Source organism: Flavobacterium fluvii (assembly GCF_900129545.1).
In the GTDB taxonomy this organism is placed as follows: domain Bacteria; phylum Bacteroidota; class Bacteroidia; order Flavobacteriales; family Flavobacteriaceae; genus Flavobacterium; species Flavobacterium fluvii.
Genome location: NZ_FQWB01000002.1, coordinates 231,119 through 249,249, shown reverse-complemented (window position 1 = coordinate 249,249; position 18,131 = coordinate 231,119). Strand labels below are relative to the sequence as shown.

Annotated in this window: 10 protein-coding genes; 5 read left to right on the top strand and 5 right to left on the bottom strand. The window is 40.6% G+C overall.

The window, feature by feature from the left end; translation table 11 throughout:
* Positions 1-33 precede the first annotated feature (33 nt).
* From BUC16_RS06630 to BUC16_RS06615, 4 genes are read right to left on the bottom strand one after another with little or no spacing between them, the layout of a single operon-like run.
* Positions 34-1,413, bottom strand: coding sequence for a sulfatase-like hydrolase/transferase (locus BUC16_RS06630; protein WP_073369126.1), 1,380 nt, complete (start codon positions 1,411-1,413; stop codon positions 34-36).
* 26 nt (positions 1,414-1,439) lie between these two features.
* Positions 1,440-2,768, bottom strand: coding sequence for a rhamnogalacturonidase (locus BUC16_RS06625; RefSeq protein WP_073369124.1), 1,329 nt, complete (start codon positions 2,766-2,768; stop codon positions 1,440-1,442).
* A gap of 25 nt (positions 2,769-2,793) precedes the next feature.
* Positions 2,794-5,505, bottom strand: a complete 2,712-nt coding sequence (locus BUC16_RS06620; protein ID WP_073369122.1) for a family 78 glycoside hydrolase catalytic domain — start codon at positions 5,503-5,505, stop codon at positions 2,794-2,796.
* Positions 5,506-5,537: 32 nt separating this feature from the next.
* Entirely contained in the window at positions 5,538-6,974 is a 1,437-nt protein-coding gene (locus tag BUC16_RS06615; protein WP_073369120.1) for a family 43 glycosylhydrolase, read from the bottom strand.
* 199 nt (positions 6,975-7,173) lie between these two features.
* Between BUC16_RS06615 and BUC16_RS06610 the strand changes: the two genes are divergently transcribed.
* Entirely contained in the window at positions 7,174-8,808 is a 1,635-nt protein-coding gene (locus BUC16_RS06610; protein WP_084546112.1) for an SGNH/GDSL hydrolase family protein, read from the top strand.
* 37 nt (positions 8,809-8,845) lie between these two features.
* Positions 8,846-10,453 (top strand): family 43 glycosylhydrolase, encoded by a 1,608-nt coding sequence (locus BUC16_RS06605; RefSeq protein ID WP_073369507.1) that lies wholly within the window; start codon positions 8,846-8,848, stop codon positions 10,451-10,453.
* Positions 10,454-10,490: 37 nt separating this feature from the next.
* Here BUC16_RS06605 and BUC16_RS06600 read toward each other — a convergent pair whose 3' ends face one another.
* Positions 10,491-11,372 carry an AraC family transcriptional regulator gene (locus BUC16_RS06600; RefSeq protein WP_073369117.1) on the bottom strand — a complete coding sequence of 294 codons (882 nt, stop codon included), beginning with the start codon at positions 11,370-11,372 and terminating at the stop codon, positions 10,491-10,493.
* 136 nt (positions 11,373-11,508) lie between these two features.
* On the opposite strand from BUC16_RS06600, the gene BUC16_RS06595 reads away from it, so the two are divergent.
* From BUC16_RS06595 to BUC16_RS06585, 3 genes are all read left to right on the top strand, one after another.
* Positions 11,509-12,906: a sugar porter family MFS transporter gene (locus tag BUC16_RS06595; RefSeq protein ID WP_073369115.1), complete on the top strand. Its 1,398-nt coding sequence runs from the start codon at positions 11,509-11,511 to the stop codon at positions 12,904-12,906.
* 57 nt (positions 12,907-12,963) lie between these two features.
* Positions 12,964-14,721: a glycoside hydrolase family 2 protein gene (locus tag BUC16_RS06590; RefSeq protein ID WP_211517976.1), complete on the top strand. Its 1,758-nt coding sequence runs from the start codon at positions 12,964-12,966 to the stop codon at positions 14,719-14,721.
* Positions 14,722-14,846: 125 nt separating this feature from the next.
* A complete protein-coding gene (locus BUC16_RS06585) occupies positions 14,847-18,122 on the top strand; it encodes a DUF5107 domain-containing protein (protein ID WP_073369113.1) in 3,276 nt (1,091 codons plus the stop codon).
* Positions 18,123-18,131: the final 9 nt, after the last annotated feature.

Sequence of the window (18,131 nt, the reverse complement as noted above, 5' to 3'; positions counted from 1 at the left end):
ACTAGACTCTTGTAGTTCTAAATGTACATAATCTTATTTAATTCTATCCAAATTAACTTCTTTGGCATCTTTTTTAAACTGGTTTTCAAGGGCGATTTTCATTTTTTCGGCTAAAGCTCCGTTTTGCAAAATCAGGTTATTCTTTTCTTCAGAATCCTTTTCGATGTTGTACAATTCATAATCGGCAGGAATGGCAAGATGTCGGGTTCTAATTATTTTCCAAGGTTTTTGTATCAAACTTTCCTGCAAATGACCTCTTACGTAAATTTCTTGATTGGGAATCGCCTTGTTTTCTGAAATGGCCGACCAAACATTTTTTCCCTCAATACTTTGTGGAAGATTTTTATCACCAACCAAAAACAAAAAGCTGGGCAACAGGTCTATGACCGAAATATAACTTTCATTTTTATGGATTTTCAGATGTCCCTTCCAATAAAATACGGCCGGAACCCTGATGGCACCTTCATAATTGGAAGTTTTCCAATCCCTGAGCGGTGTGTTGTCGCCAAGTCTGTCATTCGAAGGATGAACATCATTGTATTCGCCTTTGGAATCCCAATTCTCCATGGCGCCATTATCGCTCATAAAAATAATCAAGGTGTTTTTATCCAGATTTTCCTGTTTCAATTTATCCAGCAATAAGCCAATGCTGTTGTCCATGTGACTCATTGCGGCGGCATAATCTCTCCGCGAACTGTTCTTTATGGAATGCATGTAAGGCTCTTTCCATTTTTGTTCTTCCTGCAAAGGAAAGTGTGGCGCACTATAGGCTACTTGCAAAAAGAAATTTTTCTTTGCATCTCTTTTTTCCGAAATCCATTGGATTGCTTCCTGGGTAATTAAGTCAGTCGCGTGTCCTTCCTCCACAATAAACTCGCCGTTCCTGTACCAACTCTCGTCCCCATTTTTATATTTATGGGTATATTGGTCGATTTGTCCGTGCAAAAAGCCATAGGAATAATCAAATCCGTAAGCTTTTGGTCCACTGCTGGGTTGCAATCCCAGATGCCATTTTCCAATAAGTGCCGTTTCATACTTGTTTTGATGCAATAATTTGGGCAAGGTAGGTATCGAATCCGGTAATTTTGTTTTGCTCTTGTCACTTATTGGCGCAACAATCCCCATTCGGCTTGAAGGTCTTCCCGTCAATAGGCTTGCTCTCGTAGGCGAACAGGTTGGATTGGCATAAAAGCGGTTCAGCACCACTCCATTTTTGGCCAAACGGTCAATATTGGGTGTTTTTATTTCCGAGCCATTATAGCCTACGTCATTCCATCCCGCATCATCGGCAATAATCAAGATAATATTGGGCTTTTCCACTGGTTTCTTTTGGATTTTTTGACCATAAGACATCAAAAAACAAAACAACAACGCGATGGACAACTGTAGTTTTGAATTAAAACTTTTACTCATTTATGATACATTTTTGAATTGTATATTTATTCCACTTTCATATTATTCACCAAAACATTTTTGAAAGTAAAACCTTTTATCAAGCTTTTATCAATGTCCGCTTTTTTAGATTCTATTTTCAAATTTTCAAAGGCGAAATTGGTCAAACGAACATTTGGATCGTTCTCCACTACGTAAAAATTATCGCATTTAAGTTCAATGTTCTTTAAAGTAACATTGTCTCCATATGACAATGGAATATCGGGGCGACCTTTCAAATCAAAAAATTGTTTCCATCCTAAAATGACAAGGGCATTTTTGGCTTCTCCTTTAATATTTTCCACCCTGATGTACTCGTATAGTTGTGGGGTATCAGGTCTCATTTTTAGATGTAGCATTCTTGTTGCTCCATCAATTTGGCAATTGCGCATAATCACGTTTCGGTTATGAATAGATTCGCTACCGTTAGTCAATGTCGAATGGCAGAATCCAAAACGGCAATCTTCGATAATAATGTTTTTATTCGGGCCATTGTTTTTATCTTGATCTGCATAAGGGCCTTTTCCGCCTTTTAATGCAATGGCATCATCGTTAACCGACATGTAACATCCTTTTATGAGTACATTGGTGCAAATATCAATGTCTATGGCATCGGTACTTGGGGCTTTAACACCGGTATGCGGAGAAGAAATATGCAAATCAAGCATTTTTACATTGTAGCATTTGTAAAAATGATTCGTCCAAAAACCGGAATTGATCAATTTCACGTCTTGAAGTTGCACATTATTGGAATTCCAAACAAACACTAATCTTGGTCTTGAAACTTCAAGATTGGTACATTTTGGATTTTCCTTGCGTCTAGCCCAAAAAGCTTCCCAATATTTCAAACCATTTCCATTGATTGTTCCTTTTCCAGAAATGGAAAAACCATCAACTCCATAAGCATTGACCAAAGCAGGGAAATAATCCAGGTTTTGCCCTTCCATTCGGGATGCCATAATTGGAAAATTGGAAATATCGTCAGACCCTTTCAAGGTTCCGCCTTCTGAAACGTACAAACTTGTTTTTGGCTTGAAAAACAAGGCTCCGCTCAAAAACACGCCTTTTGGAATCACGATTACTCCTCCTCCATTTGCCGAAGCTTTATCGATAATTTTCTGTATGGCCACGGTTTGCACTTTTGTGCTGTCTTTACTAACGCCATAATCGGTAACAGTATATTGCTTACCCAAATTTTTCAATTGAATTTTTGAGAAATCGGTAAACCAAGCAGTAATTGCCGATCCGTCAGGAAAGGTCTCTGCTTTGCTTTTTTGCGAAAATGTCATTTGCGAAAATCCAACAAGGCAAATTAACAGGTTAAAAATCTTCTTCATTATGTTCTTATTTATGTATTTAAAATCAAAGTTGTTTCTCAAATATATGCTTCCCTGAGCCTACATTTTCAATCAGCAAATAATTTCCTGTTGGCTTCGCTGTTACAGTTTTCCCGTCAACGGTAACTTCGTTTGAAGTTGAACTGCCTTTTAGAATGTAAACCTCGGCCGTAACGTTGTTTGGACTGTTAAGCGTCAATTGAAATGTTTTCGCTTTTATTATCCAAGTTACTTGGATGTCTCCTTTGTCCGTTGGCACCGAACCGGATACATTTGTCAGTTTCCCGTGGAAATCGAGCGGTTTTACCTGAATCCGTTCGTGTTGTGGTTTTAGGGATTTTACGCCCAAAATATATTCTTGTATTCCATTAAGACCGCTTGTACCCCAAGGATGACACATACTTTGATTCGTTTCCAGTGCATCCCAAGATTCCCAGGTTGCAGTTCCTCCTTTTGAGATTGTCTTTGCCCATCCGTCCCAGACCGGGTTTGTATAGAGTTCCAACAAATGGTCTCCCTCTTCCGCAAGTCCTAATGCCTGTGGCAGAAAGCGGACAGTTACCATCCCTACGCTCATTTTACGTTCTTTTACGGCATCAAGAACTGTTTTTTTATTGCTCTCCGGAGCGATGTCCAATGCGATTGGGAACATATTGGCGTGTTGGGAAACGTGTTTGCTTTGGCTTCCGTCTTCCAACAGTCCGTCAATATAAACTCCCTCCGGGTTAATCAATTTACTGTTGATGGCTTCGCGAATCAAAACTGCTTTGGCTCGGAAAGAATCGGCATCGGTCTTGTTTTCGGTAACTTCGGCTATTTTGGACATAATGTCAAAATCAGCATAAGCATAAGCATTAATCACTGTTCGGGCATCGGCAGTCATATCGTAGCCATAACGCATCGTTGCCGGCCAGTCAATTATTCCGTAAATGTATCCACCACTGCCCCCGGCGAGTTTGTGAATCAATCCCGTGGATGGATTTTTATAGGAATCAACATAATCTGCCACTTTTTTAAGTTTCAGATAGTTTGTTTTCAGGAATTCGATATTTCCGGTTTGCGTATAATAATCCCAAGCCCATAACAAATATTGCTGTGTAAAATCGGGAATATCACGCTTGCCGTCCACATTGGGGTAAACGGCGTTCAGTCTTCCGTCCGGCCAGTATTGATCTTGTGAATCCAAAAACTGAAGCAAAACCCTGTGGTTAAACACCCTGTCGCCCATTACCTTCATTGCCGAAACTCCCATACTCCAACCGTCTCCCAAAAAGCCTCCTTTTTCGCGTGTGGGAGTATCCACAAAACTTTCTTGTGCGCCAAGAGTCAGCGAATGAGACATCAATTCCCAAACATTGTCCAACATAGTATTTGAAGATGAAAATTGGGAACGTTCCGGTTGTAGTTCATAGAATCTTTCGATAAAAGAAACATTCTCTGTCGTCAGTATTGTAGGGGAATTGTTTACCTGCAGGTATTGGTACCCGAAGTAAACTACCGGTTTGAATACGCTTTTCTTGCCATTCAACACAAAAGAATAGGCAAGGTTCGTACTCTGATTGATTTTTTCAGAAACCGTGCCGTCAGGATTCAAGACAAAACCACCTCTCATTTTTATCGTGTCTCCAGCTTTCCCGCCATTGAAAGCTATTTCCGGCACACCAGCATAGATTTTTCCAAGGTCAATTAAGTAATTGCCGTTGCCTATATTTTTTACCGAAACAGGTTTGAATTTTCTTTCCTTTAGTTGGCTCAATTCAGGTCTAAGTTCTCCCGTGAACGCCCCCGATGGATGCTCACCAATTTCAACGGCATTTTGCCAAGCCGAGTCATTAAAACTTGGGCTGTTCCAACCTGCAATTTCCTTGCGGCTGTCCATAACGTCAAGATAGCCTACTCCTTCTCCACCTCTTTGTTTCGTATTCGGATTGAAAACCTCAACTGCGGATTGTTTCCAACTTTTGTCGGTACCAAAAACCGCTTTTGTACCATCAGCATACGTAACAATCAATTTCAATATAAATCGGTTGTCGCCCTTTGCTCTTCCCTGCCCTCCACCGTACCAGTGCGTCATTGCCGAAATAGTGGTGTTATTGCTCATCAAGGCCGTCACATCATACGAATTGTAATAGGTATATTGAGGATACGAGTAAACAAGCCCTTTCCCTACGGCTTTTCCGTTCAGATACAGTTCGTAATTGTGGCAAGCAGATAAGTAAACCATCGCTTTTTTTACCGCTTTTCCAGACAGTTGAACCTGCTTTCTAAAATAAGTATATACATTAGTATCTTTGCTCTCACGCTTAATCCAGAACGAGCCTTTCCAGTCTTCTGCACGGAATAATCCGGTATCAAAATAGGTCGCGTCAGAATAAGCGCTTGCATTTCCTGCTTTGTCCCAAGTGCGCACTTTCCAGTAATAGCGGGTTGCGGGCAAAAGCGAACTTCCGCCAAAGTCGATATAATTTTGCATACGCGACATAATTTTGCCACTGTCCCAAACATCCCCTTTTCCCGATGCCAACAGTTCCGGATTCGAAGCCACAATTATCTGATAGGCGGTCTGAATTTCATTGGCTTTGGCATTGCTGTTATACCAGCCAAAAAATGGCTTTTGTTCTGTTCCGGCAGGCTTTCCCTTGTCGCAAGTCCTAAGATTAAACGGACTATCTATAGAATTTCCCCTTAAAAAAGGCGTAAAACAAAGAAAGATTATGATGTAAACGTATTTGTTCATAGTAAAGGTTGTTAGGGAATAAACAGGTAAACTTAGTTTTTAATTATTATTTTATCCAAAGAAATAAAATTTCCTGTACTTCCATAATCCGATTTTCTTTTATCGGACCATTTTGATCTTTCCCCCGTTACATAAACGGTTAACTTATAATCTCCTTTCTTCAAAAGAGGAGATCGAAACACTTGCGCCGACAAAGCTGACTTGCGATACATATCAACCAGAGACGTTACTATTGTTTTCCCTTTTTTGTCGGACAACACAATTCGGGCATAACCATTTTCGGTTCCCGCATACGTGTATAAAGCAATTTGCTGACCGCTGAATTGGATTGAAAAAGAAGCATCTTTCTCGTCAGATCTGCTTTCCGATGTGCCTGCATTATCCAGATGTTTCCAATTCCCGCTGTATTGAATTGATTTATCCGTATTCTCAATGATTTTATCAGCTGAATTTATCGACGATGCAACTCCCGTCGCAATGTTGATTTGCCACGCTTCCTGATACGTGGGCATAGAAAGCGATGTCCCGGATACTGTAAGCGGTTGCCACACATAAGTCGCTGAAGAGGCCTGTTTTGGAAAAGACCATCTGTCCCCCATAAACATATAGGTCGTTTCCTGCGTTCCTGTAATTGGCAACACAAAAGTCGATTGTGAATTCCATGTTAAGGAACCCTCGGGAGCAATAATCCCTCTCGATTCCCAAGGCCCTTTGACAGAATTGGAAGTGTAATAATAATTGTCGTTCCGTTCCCAACTAGTAAGATGTGAACCAATAAGATAATAAAGACCGTCTTTTTTCAACATTGTAGGCGATTCAAATCCAGTCGTCATATTTTTATTCACCTGCTCCACAACCGAATGGTAATCATCTGCCAATTTATAAATTTCACCGCCGTGAATAAGAATGTAGCCTGAACCGTCCGTATCTTGAAAAGTTCCCATATCCCATTTCTTTATCGGTTTGCCGTCAAACAGCAAAGCCCCTTTAAATTGATAAGGCCCCGTAATCGTTTTTGAAGTGGCGTACCCCACAAACTGGTCTTTATACGTCAAAGTATCGGCGTGCATATACATAACATATTCTCCGGTTTTTGGGCATTTCATCACTTTGGGTCTTTCGCCTACCCTATTAGGCCCTAGTTTACCCGACTTTTGCAAAGGAAGCGCCACCTTTTCAAATTTCCAATTGTAAAGATCTTTGGACGAGTAACAGTTAAATCCTGCAAAGGCATTGCTGTCATCACTATGGGCTTCGCCAAAAAGATAGAATTTATCTTTGTCCTTGACAATATTGGCACCGTGTGCGCTCACCACGTTTCCGTTTTGATCGAACCAAGGAGTCCCGGAATAGATGGCATCCGCTTTTCCTTGAAGCTGTGCAAATGAAAAAGAAGTGTTGATTAAAAAGAGGATACAAACACTTTTTTTAATCCAAATTCTTAAAATGGAAGTATTAATTCTAGACATTTTTATGTTTTAAATTTTACAATAGAAACAAATTTACTTTTTTCTGTTTTTTTCTGTATCCTGTAGTATCTGTCATAATTTATAAAAAACAAACAGGATGCCACAGGATAGCAATTGTAACGGCACAACCTATTTTTACTTACGAAAAAAACAAATACATTTTCATCAAAATATTGTGAATTCAAAGTAGTCTGTAATTATGATAAAATCAGTAAATATTTTTTTGGTAGTTTGTGCAACAACTATTTTTACATTGACCAGTCTTTTTGCACAAAAAGATCCAACTTGGGATGATACTTCAAAAAACAATTGGGACAGTGCTTTCCAAAAAGTTGAAATACCTTCTTCCGTGGACAACAAAACTCAAAAAGCATACCTATATTCATCGAAAAGCAAAACCCCCAAACCATTAATAATAAGCCTTCATACTTGGAGTGCCGATTATACCCAAAAAGACCCTATTGCCAAAGAAATACTGGCGCGGGACTGGAATTACATCCATCCCGATTTCAGGGGGGCAAATAAAACACCTGAAGCCATGGGAAGTCAACTGGTTATTTCGGATATTGAAGATGCCATCCAGTTTGCATTAAAAAACACAAATTCCGACCCCAATGAGGTACATATTGTAGGAGTTTCGGGAGGAGGATTTGCCACATTGGCTGCTTACATGAATGTTCATTATCCAGTAAAAACCTTTTCGGCCTGGGCGCCAATTTCCGATTTAGAAACCTGGTACTGGGAATCTGTTGGACGCAAACAAAAATATGCCGACGACATCTTCAAAGCGGTATCAACAGATAGCATTTTCAATAGTAAAGAGGCTGTAAAACGTTCTCCTTTGCTGCAAAAATTTCCACAGGAATTACGAAAAAACGCCAAATTATACATTTATGAAGGCATTCACGATGGTTATACAGGCTCTGTTCCAATTACGCATTCCATCAACATGTACAATCGTTTAGTTGGAGAACTTAAATACGGACTTACCAATCTTGACGAAATTTCATCAAAAACAGCAACAGATTCCGACCTTGTCTCCGAAAAAGAAATCATTAACTTGATAACAAAACGTTTCAACCCCAACTACAACAAGGAAGAGAAATTATTTGATCGCAACATCTATCTCTCTCGAAAATTCAACAACATTCAATTGACCATTTTTGAGGGTGGTCACGAGCAAATACCCCAGGCTTTGGGATTAATACCACACAAAAACACAACATCGCTAAAGCATACTATTTTAACTCTCGGCGATTCCAATGGAGCCAACAAAGATGGTTGGGTTGACCAATTAAAAAAGATGATGCCGGAATCGTTTATCTACAATATTTCCAAAGGAGGCAGAACCATTGGATTTGATAATCTTGGAAAAAAAGACCTCAATGCATTGGACAACATAGATGACTATTTGAATGAAGCACAACAGAAAATTGGAAACAAAAAATACGATTATATTATTGTTTGTTTAGGTACCAACGACACCAAAAAAGTATTTGCCGACAACCAAAATGAAGTAGCGGCCAACTTTGACAAGTTGCTGAATAAAATAAAAAGCCATTCCATAGCTAACTCAAAAACAAAATTCCTTTTTGTAACGCCACCTCCCATCAGAACAACTAATATTTTGGATAAATATTCCGGGAGCAATGAACGATTGCAGGCATTATTGCCTCAATTAAAAACAGTCGCAGCCCAATATAATTTTAAAGTAATTGACATATACAATCCATTATTGGGCATACTCGATTATTATGCACAAGACGGAATTCACATGGCTGGCTCCGGTCAGGAAATCATTGCATCACAGATAGTGGAATTTATTGGAAAATAATCCTGTCAAAAGCCTGTTCACATCAAACTATTGGAAAATGAAAAATATAAAACTCAATGCAATCTTGTCGGTATTAATTTATGTTTTGGGAGTAACAAAAACGGGGAATCTAAATGCACAGACACAAAACATCAAAAACGATGTGTTCTGGAACACCAAAGACGGCCAACCCATCAACAGTCAAGGCGGAGGCATTTTTAAATTCGCTGATCCAGCTACGGGCGTAAAAAAATACTATTGGTATGGTGTTCATTACGCTGAAGCCGATACCTATAGAAATAATCCGTCTGTTACGCCACCGAATGCGACTTTTGAATCGGTAACCTGCTACAGTTCCACTGATTTGGTCAACTGGACGTTTGAAGGGAATGTTTTGACCAAAGCCGAAACCAACAAGTCTGGAAAAACCTGGGTGGGTCGTTTGGGAGTGGCTTTCATCAAGGAATTGAACAAATATGCGATGTTTGTCCAACACGGCAACAAGGTATTGATTGCCATTTCCGATTCAACAACGGGTCCTTTTACATGGCACCAAAAAATAAACATGGAACCCATGATTGGGACTACCAATACCGGCGACCAAACCGTATTTACCGATGAAGACAGTGGAAAATCCTATCTTATTTATTCGTATGGACAAGGACGAAACAAGATTTATGTTTCCGAAATTGGCGTCAAAGAAGGAAAAGTCAATCTGTTGGACTGTACCCAAATTTTCAAGGGCGAAAGCCGTGAAGGGAATTGTATGTTCAAGTACAACAACAAATATTATATGTTTGCTTCCAACATTTACGGTTGGGATGCTTCTTATGCCTATTATCTGGTAGCCGATGATATCAGGGGGCCTTATCTTCCCACCAACGAAATGTTGGTCATGAATGGAGTTTCCTATGATTTTGCACACGTTACCCAAACCGGTTTTTTCATCAATGTCAAAGGCAGCCAACAGGAAACCGTGCTGTATTGTGGAGACCGATGGGCCAATTTAGCCGGAAACGGATTAGGCTACAACCAATGGTTTCCGATTTCATTTGATGGAAAAACCCCTCATTTTAATTCGCTTGGTTCATGGAATTTAGACGCCCAAACTGGTTTATGGGAAGTAGCCAAAGACAATGATTTTGTAAAAAACGGCAGCTTTGAGGCAGACCGAAGACATATTCCAAGTCCCGTAAAACCGGTGCAATTGCCATTAACGGGCTGGACGACAGAAATTATTCAAGGAAACAAAATTTCACTTGACAACGCCACTTCACCAGTCTTGAATTATTTCAACACGGAAAACGACCGAAAGCTTGTAATCGGCGAAAAAAGCCTGAACATCAGTGACAAAGTGAATTTCAAGCGAAAAATATCCCAAACTATTTCATCTTCACCCTATGTAAAACTGGAAGATGGAATTTATACCTTGACAGCCAAAGTAAAGAACGGCAATGGTTTTACCACTCTGGAAATGTATGCCACAAGCGATGGAAACCAATTCAAATACGGCATTAAAGAGGAAAACACGGCATGGCAAACGATTCTCATAACGAACATCGCTGTCAAATCCGGAAAAGTGGAAATTGGTTTTCTGGCAGAAGGAATAGCCAATGCGTCTTGCCAAGTGGATGATGTGTCATTGGTGAGAAACCATGATAAATAACGCCCCCATACTTTGGAAAACCTAAACCAAAATAAATTTAGTCTTTTTTCTTCTTGCGGTATTCGCTCGGAGAAACGCCTATTTGCTTTTTGAACATTCGCGAAAAATAATAAGGGTCGTCAAAACCCACTTCTTTGCATATTTCCTTGATGTTGAGATTTGTAAAATAAAGGTACTCACAAGATTTTAGAATTTTTAACCGGATAAAAAATTGAATGGGTGAATAGCCTGTTTTTTGTTTGAAGAGTTCCGAATACCTGGAAATGGAATAGCAAGCTTGGTTTGCCAACAGTTCGATGGTCAAAATTTCGCTCAAATGGACTTTCATGAATGCGATGGAATGACTTATTTTATCATCGACATTGCTGTTCAAGGTATTTGAATAACATAAAGAACTCAAAAATGCGATTAACTTAAAGTGGGTTAGTTCAACTTTTTCATCGGTAAAATCACTTTCCAAAAGTGTGATTATTTCGTTCAACAGAGTAATTCGACTTTCGTCAAATGCTATCTTGATGGCTGCATCATTGGAGGTCGAGAAGCGTTTGTAAAGTGTTGCGGCATAATCGCCTTCAAAATGAACCCAATAAATACTCCAAGCATCTTTTAAGGAGCTTCCATATTTGTGACCCGTGTTTTCAGGGATAATGAAACCCGTATTGGGAGTTAGCGGTATCGTTTTTCCGTTGATTTTAATCCAGCCTTCTCCTGCCAAACAGTATAATAGTATGTATTCGTTGATCCCGTTCTTTCTAGACCGGTTGTGATGTTTTGCATTTGGAAAATAACCAATGGCATCAGGGAAAAGGTTGCGAAAAAAAAGATTGGAAACCAGCTTTCTTTTCTTGTCGGGATCCAAAACCACCATGGTTTGTCCAAGGAAACCGGCCTTGATTTTGGGTGTCGTTGTATTATTCATTATAAACAGGTTAATATTGCCGAAATAGAATCAAGGTCGTAAGATAATCCATTTATTTCAATATATAATCTATTTATTAATGAATTGCTACATGTATTTTTGTTTGATTAATTAACAAAACCACAAAGCTTATATTATGACGAACCAAAACAAACAATTCAACAATTTCTATTTATTTGCCATCTCCATGGTTTCTGCCATGGGCGGATTGCTTTTCGGTTATGACTGGGTGGTAATCGGTGGTGCAAAACCGTTTTACGAGCGTTTTTTCGACATTACCACATCGGCAAACCTGCAAGCCTGGGCGATGAGTTCTGCCTTGATTGGTTGTATCTTGGGTGCGGTTGTATCCGGCGTAATCAGTGACAAGTTCGGACGAAAATGGCCGTTATTGCTTTCTGCCTTCTTGTTTACGGTGGCTTCTTTGGGCACTGGATGGGCTTCAACTTATCTACTATTTGTTGTTTTCAGAATAATTGGTGGTGTGGGAATTGGCTTGGCATCGGCACTTTCGCCCATGTATATTGCCGAAGTCGCTCCCTCCCATTTAAGGGGGCGCTTTGTTTCACTCAACCAAATGACCCTTGTCATCGGTATTCTTGCGGCACAAATTGTCAACTTGCTTATTGCCGAAAAAGTTCCTGCAGGAGTGACCGACGAATTCATTCGCGCTTCATGGAATGGGCAAATGGGTTGGCGTTGGATGTTTTTTGCATGTGCAATGCCGTCGGTAGTATTCCTTTTACTGGCTTTTACCCTTCCTGAAAGTCCTCGTTGGTTGATGAAAGCCGGCAAACAAGAAAAAGCGTTCCCTACCCTGAATAAAATAGGAGGCGAAGAATATGCCCGTGAAGAAATGGCCAACATACAGGCAACCTTGAACGATGTGACCGAGAAAATGGATTTCAAGGCACTGCTCAATCCTAAATTCCGCAACGTGCTGCTGATTGGAATTGTCATTGCTGTTTTCCAACAATGGTGCGGAATCAATACCGTTTTTAATTATGCCGAAGAGATTTTTACTGCCGCAGGTTATGGCGTAAGCGACACGCTGTTCAATATTGTGATAACCGGAACGGTAAATCTCGTGTTTACGCTTGTTGCCATGTTTACTGTCGATAAATGGGGGCGTAAAAAACTGATGGTCTTCGGGGCATCCGGTTTGGCTATCACGTATTTGCTTCTGGGTTCTGCCTTTTATTTTGAGTTGAAAGGGGTGGCCGTTCTTTCGTTGGTGGTAGTGGCCATTGCCATTTATGCGATGTCGTTGGCACCCATAACTTGGGTAATTCTCTCCGAAATTTTCCCTAACCGGGTGCGTGGTGCAGCCATGGCCTTGTCCACGTTCGCCTTGTGGATTGCCTGTTTTATTCTCACCTACACCTTTCCATTACTCAACAAATCGTTCGGTGCAGCCGGAACTTTCTGGGTGTATGCCGGAATTTGTATTCTCGGATTCTTCTTTATCTTGAGAAAACTGCCTGAAACCAAAGGGAAAACATTGGAAGAAATCGAGAGTGAATTGGTCAAGTAACATCTATGATTTCTTCACAAAAAACAACATTTAATCAGCATATCAATATCCATTTCCATGAAAAAACATGATCGCAAACTTTTAATACTTTTGGTTCTATTGAAGTGCGCATTTCTTTCGGCACAGGATTTCATGACCAATATTCCAGATCGCAAGCAGACAAGTCTCAACGGTAAATGGCAAGTCATCATTGATCCATACGACGTAGGAATAAAGTCCTGGAAGGCTTTGTACAAAGACAAAAAGCCTGTTGAAAAATCTGAATTTTACGAATACTCCTTCGATGGAGGCCCAGTGTTTGATGTTCCCGGCGATATCAATTCGCAATTGCCGGAACTTAAAAACTACGAATCCACCATTTGGTACAAGAAAACTTTCGTGGCCCAGAAACAATCCGGCAAGCGCTTGTTCCTGTATTTTGATGCAGCAAATTACATTACCGACGTTTTTTTGAACAACGAAAAAATTGGTAGTCACGAGGGGGGCTTCACCCCATTCCAATTTGAAATTACCGACAAGATAAAAAACGGTGAAAACTCGATTATTGTGCGCGTCAACAACGAGCGACAAAAAGATGGTGTGCCGGCAACGGGTTACGACTGGTTGAACTACGGCGGCATCACTCGTGACGTGAGATTGGTGGAAACGTCTTCGGTTTATATCGACGATTATTTTATTCAATTGGAAAAAGGGTCGAAAAATGTAGTGTCAGGATATGTGAAATTGGCTGGAGTAACCTCGGCCCAGCAAGTTGAAGTACAAATCCCGGAAGCAAAAATCAACTTGACTTTAAAAACCAATGCCAAAGGATATGCAGTGGTAAAATTTTCGGCAAAATTATCGCTTTGGAGTCCGAAAAACCCAAAATTGTATAAAGTAAATATTAGCTGTGATAGCGATGCAGTTTCTGAAGAAATTGGATTTCGCAGCATTGAAACCAAAGGTGTCGACATTCTGCTCAATGGAGAATCGGTCTTTCTGAAAGGTGTCAACATTCACGAAGAAATACCGCAACGCAGGGGTCGTGCCTTTTCCGAATCGGACGCACTTATTCTCCTTACTTGGGCCAAAGAACTGGGGTGCAATTTTATACGAACTTCCCATTATCCCCACAACGAAAACATGGTGCGAATGGCTGAACGCATGGGCTTCATGATTTGGGAAGAAGTTCCCGTTTTCCAGTCGATTAGTTTTGACAAAGAACCAACGCAAAAGCTGATGAATTTGCAAATGAAAGAAATAGTGCGACGCGACAAAAACCGTTGTTCCATTATCACTTGGAGCATGGCCAACGAAACACCACAAGGATCCAAGAATCGAACCCAAGCCATTGCCGACATGGCAACCCTTTGCCGAAGCATTGACAATACTCGGCTTATTTCTGCGGCTTTCAATAACATAAAATATAAAGACAACAAAGTTATTATTGAGGACGATCTTATCAACTCGCTAGACGTGATTGGCATCAATGAATATATCGGTTGGTATAAACCGTGGTTCAAATCACCGTCGGAAATTGAATGGGTATCGAGCTACAACAAACCGGTAATCATGAGTGAATTTGGCTGTGAAGCCTTGTACGATAATCATGGGCCGGCAGATGTGGCCAGTTCGTGGAGTGAAGAATACATGGAGCAATTTTACAAAGACCAGATCACGATGCTGAAACGAATTCCATTTTGCGTGGCACTTGTCCGTGGATTTTGGCCGATTTCCAATCGCCTCTTCGCTTGCACCCCACTTTCCAAAAAGGATGGAATCGAAAAGGATTGCTTTCGGATAAAGGCGAAAAGAAAAAAGCGTGGTATATATTGAAAGCGTTTTATTCCGAAGAGAAACCAGTACAAAATTAAAAGGGAGTACTTCAACTGGAATGGTTATCAATCCGATATCCAGTTGAGATAGAAACAAGAAAATTAAGTAATTGTAAAAATAAAAAAATGAGTGTTAAAGCTTGGCAAGAGGATGTAATCATCCCTACATACGAAATCGGGAAACCCGAAAAAAACCCAATCTTTCTTGAAAAAAGAGTGTATCAAGGCAGTAGCGGTGTTGTTTATCCTTATCCCGTTGTAGAAAAGATTGAAGACGAGAAACAGGACAAGATTTATAAAGCTGTCTATCTGGAAAATGAATACATCAAGGTGATGATTTTACCCGAGTTGGGTGGGCGTGTGCAAATGGCTTACGACAAAATCAAGCAACGTCATTTTATTTATTACAATCAGGTGATCAAGCCTGCATTGGTGGGACTTACCGGTCCTTGGATTTCTGGTGGAATAGAGTTCAACTGGCCACAACACCATCGTCCCAGCACGTTTTTGCCGGTGGATCACACCATAGAAAACAATGCCGATGGCAGCATTACAGTTTGGGTAAGCGAAAACGAAAAAATGTTCCACCAAAAAGGAATGGCGGGATTCACTTTGCATCCCGGAAAAGCCTATCTGGAAATCAAGGGAAAACTGTATAATCCAACTCCCGTTCCGCAAACTTTTTTGTGGTGGGCGAATCCTGCCGTGGCGGTAAATGAGCATTATCAATCGGTTTTTCCTCCGGATGTGCACGCCGTTTTCGACCATGGAAAAAGAGACGTGTCCACATTTCCGATTGCCACGGGAACTTATTATAAAGTGGATTATTCCGCTGGTATAGACATTTCAAACTATAAAAATATTCCAGTTCCCACTTCGTATATGGCCATCAACTCGGATTTTAACTTTGTGGGCGGTTACGAAAATGACACCAAAGCCGGTGTGCTGCACGTTGCCAATCATCATATTTCGCCCGGAAAAAAACAATGGACTTGGGGAAATGGCGATTTTGGAAAAGCCTGGGACAGAAATCTTACCGATGAAGACGGACCTTACATCGAATTGATGGCGGGCGTTTTTACCGACAACCAACCCGATTTCAGTTGGATGCAACCCTATGAAGAAAAAACATTTACCCAATATTTTCTGCCGTATCGCGAACTGGGCGTGGTGAAAAATGCTTCGCAAGATTTGCTTTTGAACCTTGACAAAGAAGGAGACAAAGCCATTGTGAAGATTTTTGCCACCTCCTTGCAGAAAAAGATCAGAATAGTATTGGAAGGATTTTTGGATGAAACCCTGGATTTAAGTCCTGAGTTAGTTTATGAACGCGAAATTTTGGTTGGAGATATTGCTTTCATCGATTTAAAATTAATGGTCTATTCCGAAAACGGAAGAGAACTTTTGGGCATAAAATCTGAAGAACAAGAGGCAAAACCAACTCCAGAACCCGCCAAAGCGGCTTTTTCCCCTGAAGAAACACCAACTTGCGAGCAATTGTATCTTACCGGCTTGCATTTAGAACAATACCGACACGCCACTTACATCGCCACCGATTATTACTTGGAAGCCTTGAAAAGAGACCCGTCCGACGTAAGAAACAACAATGCTATGGGGCTTTGGTTGCTTCGCCGTGGAAAGTTTGCCGAATCCGAAAAGTATTTCAATGCCGCAATTGACACCCAATTGCAACGCAATCCAAACCCTTATGACGGTGAACCTCATTATAATTTAGGTTTGGCGCTACAATATCAAGGCAAAAACAAGGAAGGGTATGATGCTTTCTATAAATCCTGTTGGAATGCCGCGATGCAGGATGCCGGCTATTTTGGTTGTGCCCAAATTTCATGCAAAAAGGACAATCTAACCAATGCACTTCACGAAATTGACAAATCATTGGTACGGAATTGGCACAACCACAAAGCACGTGCCTTGAAGACGGCTATTTTGCGAAAATTAGGAACGGAAAAAGAAGCTTTGGCACTGATAGCAGATTCCTTGAAAATCGACTTGTTCAATTTTGGGTGTCGTTTTGAAGAATACCTTATTACAAATTCGGTTGCTGTTTTGGAAGAAATGCACCAACTGATGCGTGGCGAAATCCATAATTACGAGGCCATGGCATTGGATTATGTGGCTGCCGGAATGTACGATGAAGCCGTCCAGTTATTGGAAGAGGGAATCAAGGTTTGTCCAACCACTCCGATGACTTATTATTATATGGGTTGGGCGTTGAATTTGGCCAACAAAGACGCCAAAGCCGTGTTTGAAACAGCGGCGAATCATGCACCGGAATACTGTTTTCCAAATCGTTTGGAAGCCATACTTGCATTGGAAGTGGCACAAAAAGTAAATCCAAAAGATTCGAAAGCACCTTATTATTTGGGCAATTTATGGTACGACAAGCGCCAATATCCTGAAGCCATTGCCAACTGGGAAAAGTCGGCAGCCATAGACGGTACATTTCCAACTGTAATCAGAAATTTGGCATTGGCTTATTTCAATAAATTGCAACAGGAAGAAAAAGCGGTTCAATACCTGGAAAAAGCCTTTTCTTTGGACACCACAGATTCCCGCATCTTGATGGAGCTGGATCAATTGCACAAGCGTCTTTGCAAACCCCATGCAGAACGATTCTCCTTTTTGGAAAAACACTTCAATTTGGTGACCCAACGGGATGATGTGTATCTGGAATATGCCACTTTGTGCAACCAGCTTGGAAATTATGCTAAAGCCATTGAATTAATTGACCATCGAATTTTCCATCCTTGGGAAGGCGGCGAAGGAAAAGTACCGGCACAATACCAATTGGCACGCGTGGAATTGGCGAAACAACATTTATCCAAAAAAGAATTTGAACCTGCCATAAAATTATTGAACGAATGTCTGGAATACCCGCACAATTTGGGTGAAGGCAAACTTTCGGGAGCACAAGAAAATGATTTCCATTATTGGTTGGGCTGTGCTTACGAAGGATTGGAACAAATGGATGAAGCTCGAAAATACTGGGAGTTGGCCAAAGACGGAAATTCAGAACCTGCGGCAGCCATTTTTTACAATGATCAAAAACCCGACAAAATATTTTACCAAGGATTGGCATTGCTGAAATTAGGATTGCCGAATGAGGCCAATATCAGGTTTAACAAACTGGTTGGTTTTGGAGAAAAGCATTTGGATAACACCATAAAACTGGATTACTTTGCGGTATCATTGCCAGACTTGTTAATTTGGGAGGATGATTTAACTTTCCGCAACAAAATCCATTGTCATTACATGCTCGGCTTGGGAAATTTAGGATTAGGAGAAATGGACAAAGCAAAGAAACATCTGCAAGAAGCGGCAAAAATGGATGTAAACCATCAGGGAGTACAGGTACATTTAGCAATCAATTCCATCATTTAATTTATTACA

Excerpts from the sequence above, each read along its gene's own strand:
- BUC16_RS06630 (WP_073369126.1), bottom strand. The coding sequence starts at position 1,413 with ATGAGTAAAAGTTTTAATTCAAAACTACAGTTGTCCATCGCGTTGTTG.
- BUC16_RS06625 (WP_073369124.1), bottom strand. The coding sequence starts at position 2,768 with ATGAAGAAGATTTTTAACCTGTTAATTTGCCTTGTTGGATTTTCGCAA.
- BUC16_RS06620 (WP_073369122.1), bottom strand. The coding sequence starts at position 5,505 with ATGAACAAATACGTTTACATCATAATCTTTCTTTGTTTTACGCCTTTT.
- BUC16_RS06615 (WP_073369120.1), bottom strand. The coding sequence starts at position 6,974 with ATGTCTAGAATTAATACTTCCATTTTAAGAATTTGGATTAAAAAAAGT.
- BUC16_RS06610 (WP_084546112.1), top strand. The coding sequence starts at position 7,174 with ATGATAAAATCAGTAAATATTTTTTTGGTAGTTTGTGCAACAACTATT.
- BUC16_RS06605 (WP_073369507.1), top strand. The coding sequence starts at position 8,846 with ATGAAAAATATAAAACTCAATGCAATCTTGTCGGTATTAATTTATGTT.
- BUC16_RS06600 (WP_073369117.1), bottom strand. The coding sequence starts at position 11,372 with ATGAATAATACAACGACACCCAAAATCAAGGCCGGTTTCCTTGGACAA.
- BUC16_RS06595 (WP_073369115.1), top strand. The coding sequence starts at position 11,509 with ATGACGAACCAAAACAAACAATTCAACAATTTCTATTTATTTGCCATC.
- BUC16_RS06590 (WP_211517976.1), top strand. The coding sequence starts at position 12,964 with ATGAAAAAACATGATCGCAAACTTTTAATACTTTTGGTTCTATTGAAG.
- BUC16_RS06585 (WP_073369113.1), top strand. The coding sequence starts at position 14,847 with ATGAGTGTTAAAGCTTGGCAAGAGGATGTAATCATCCCTACATACGAA.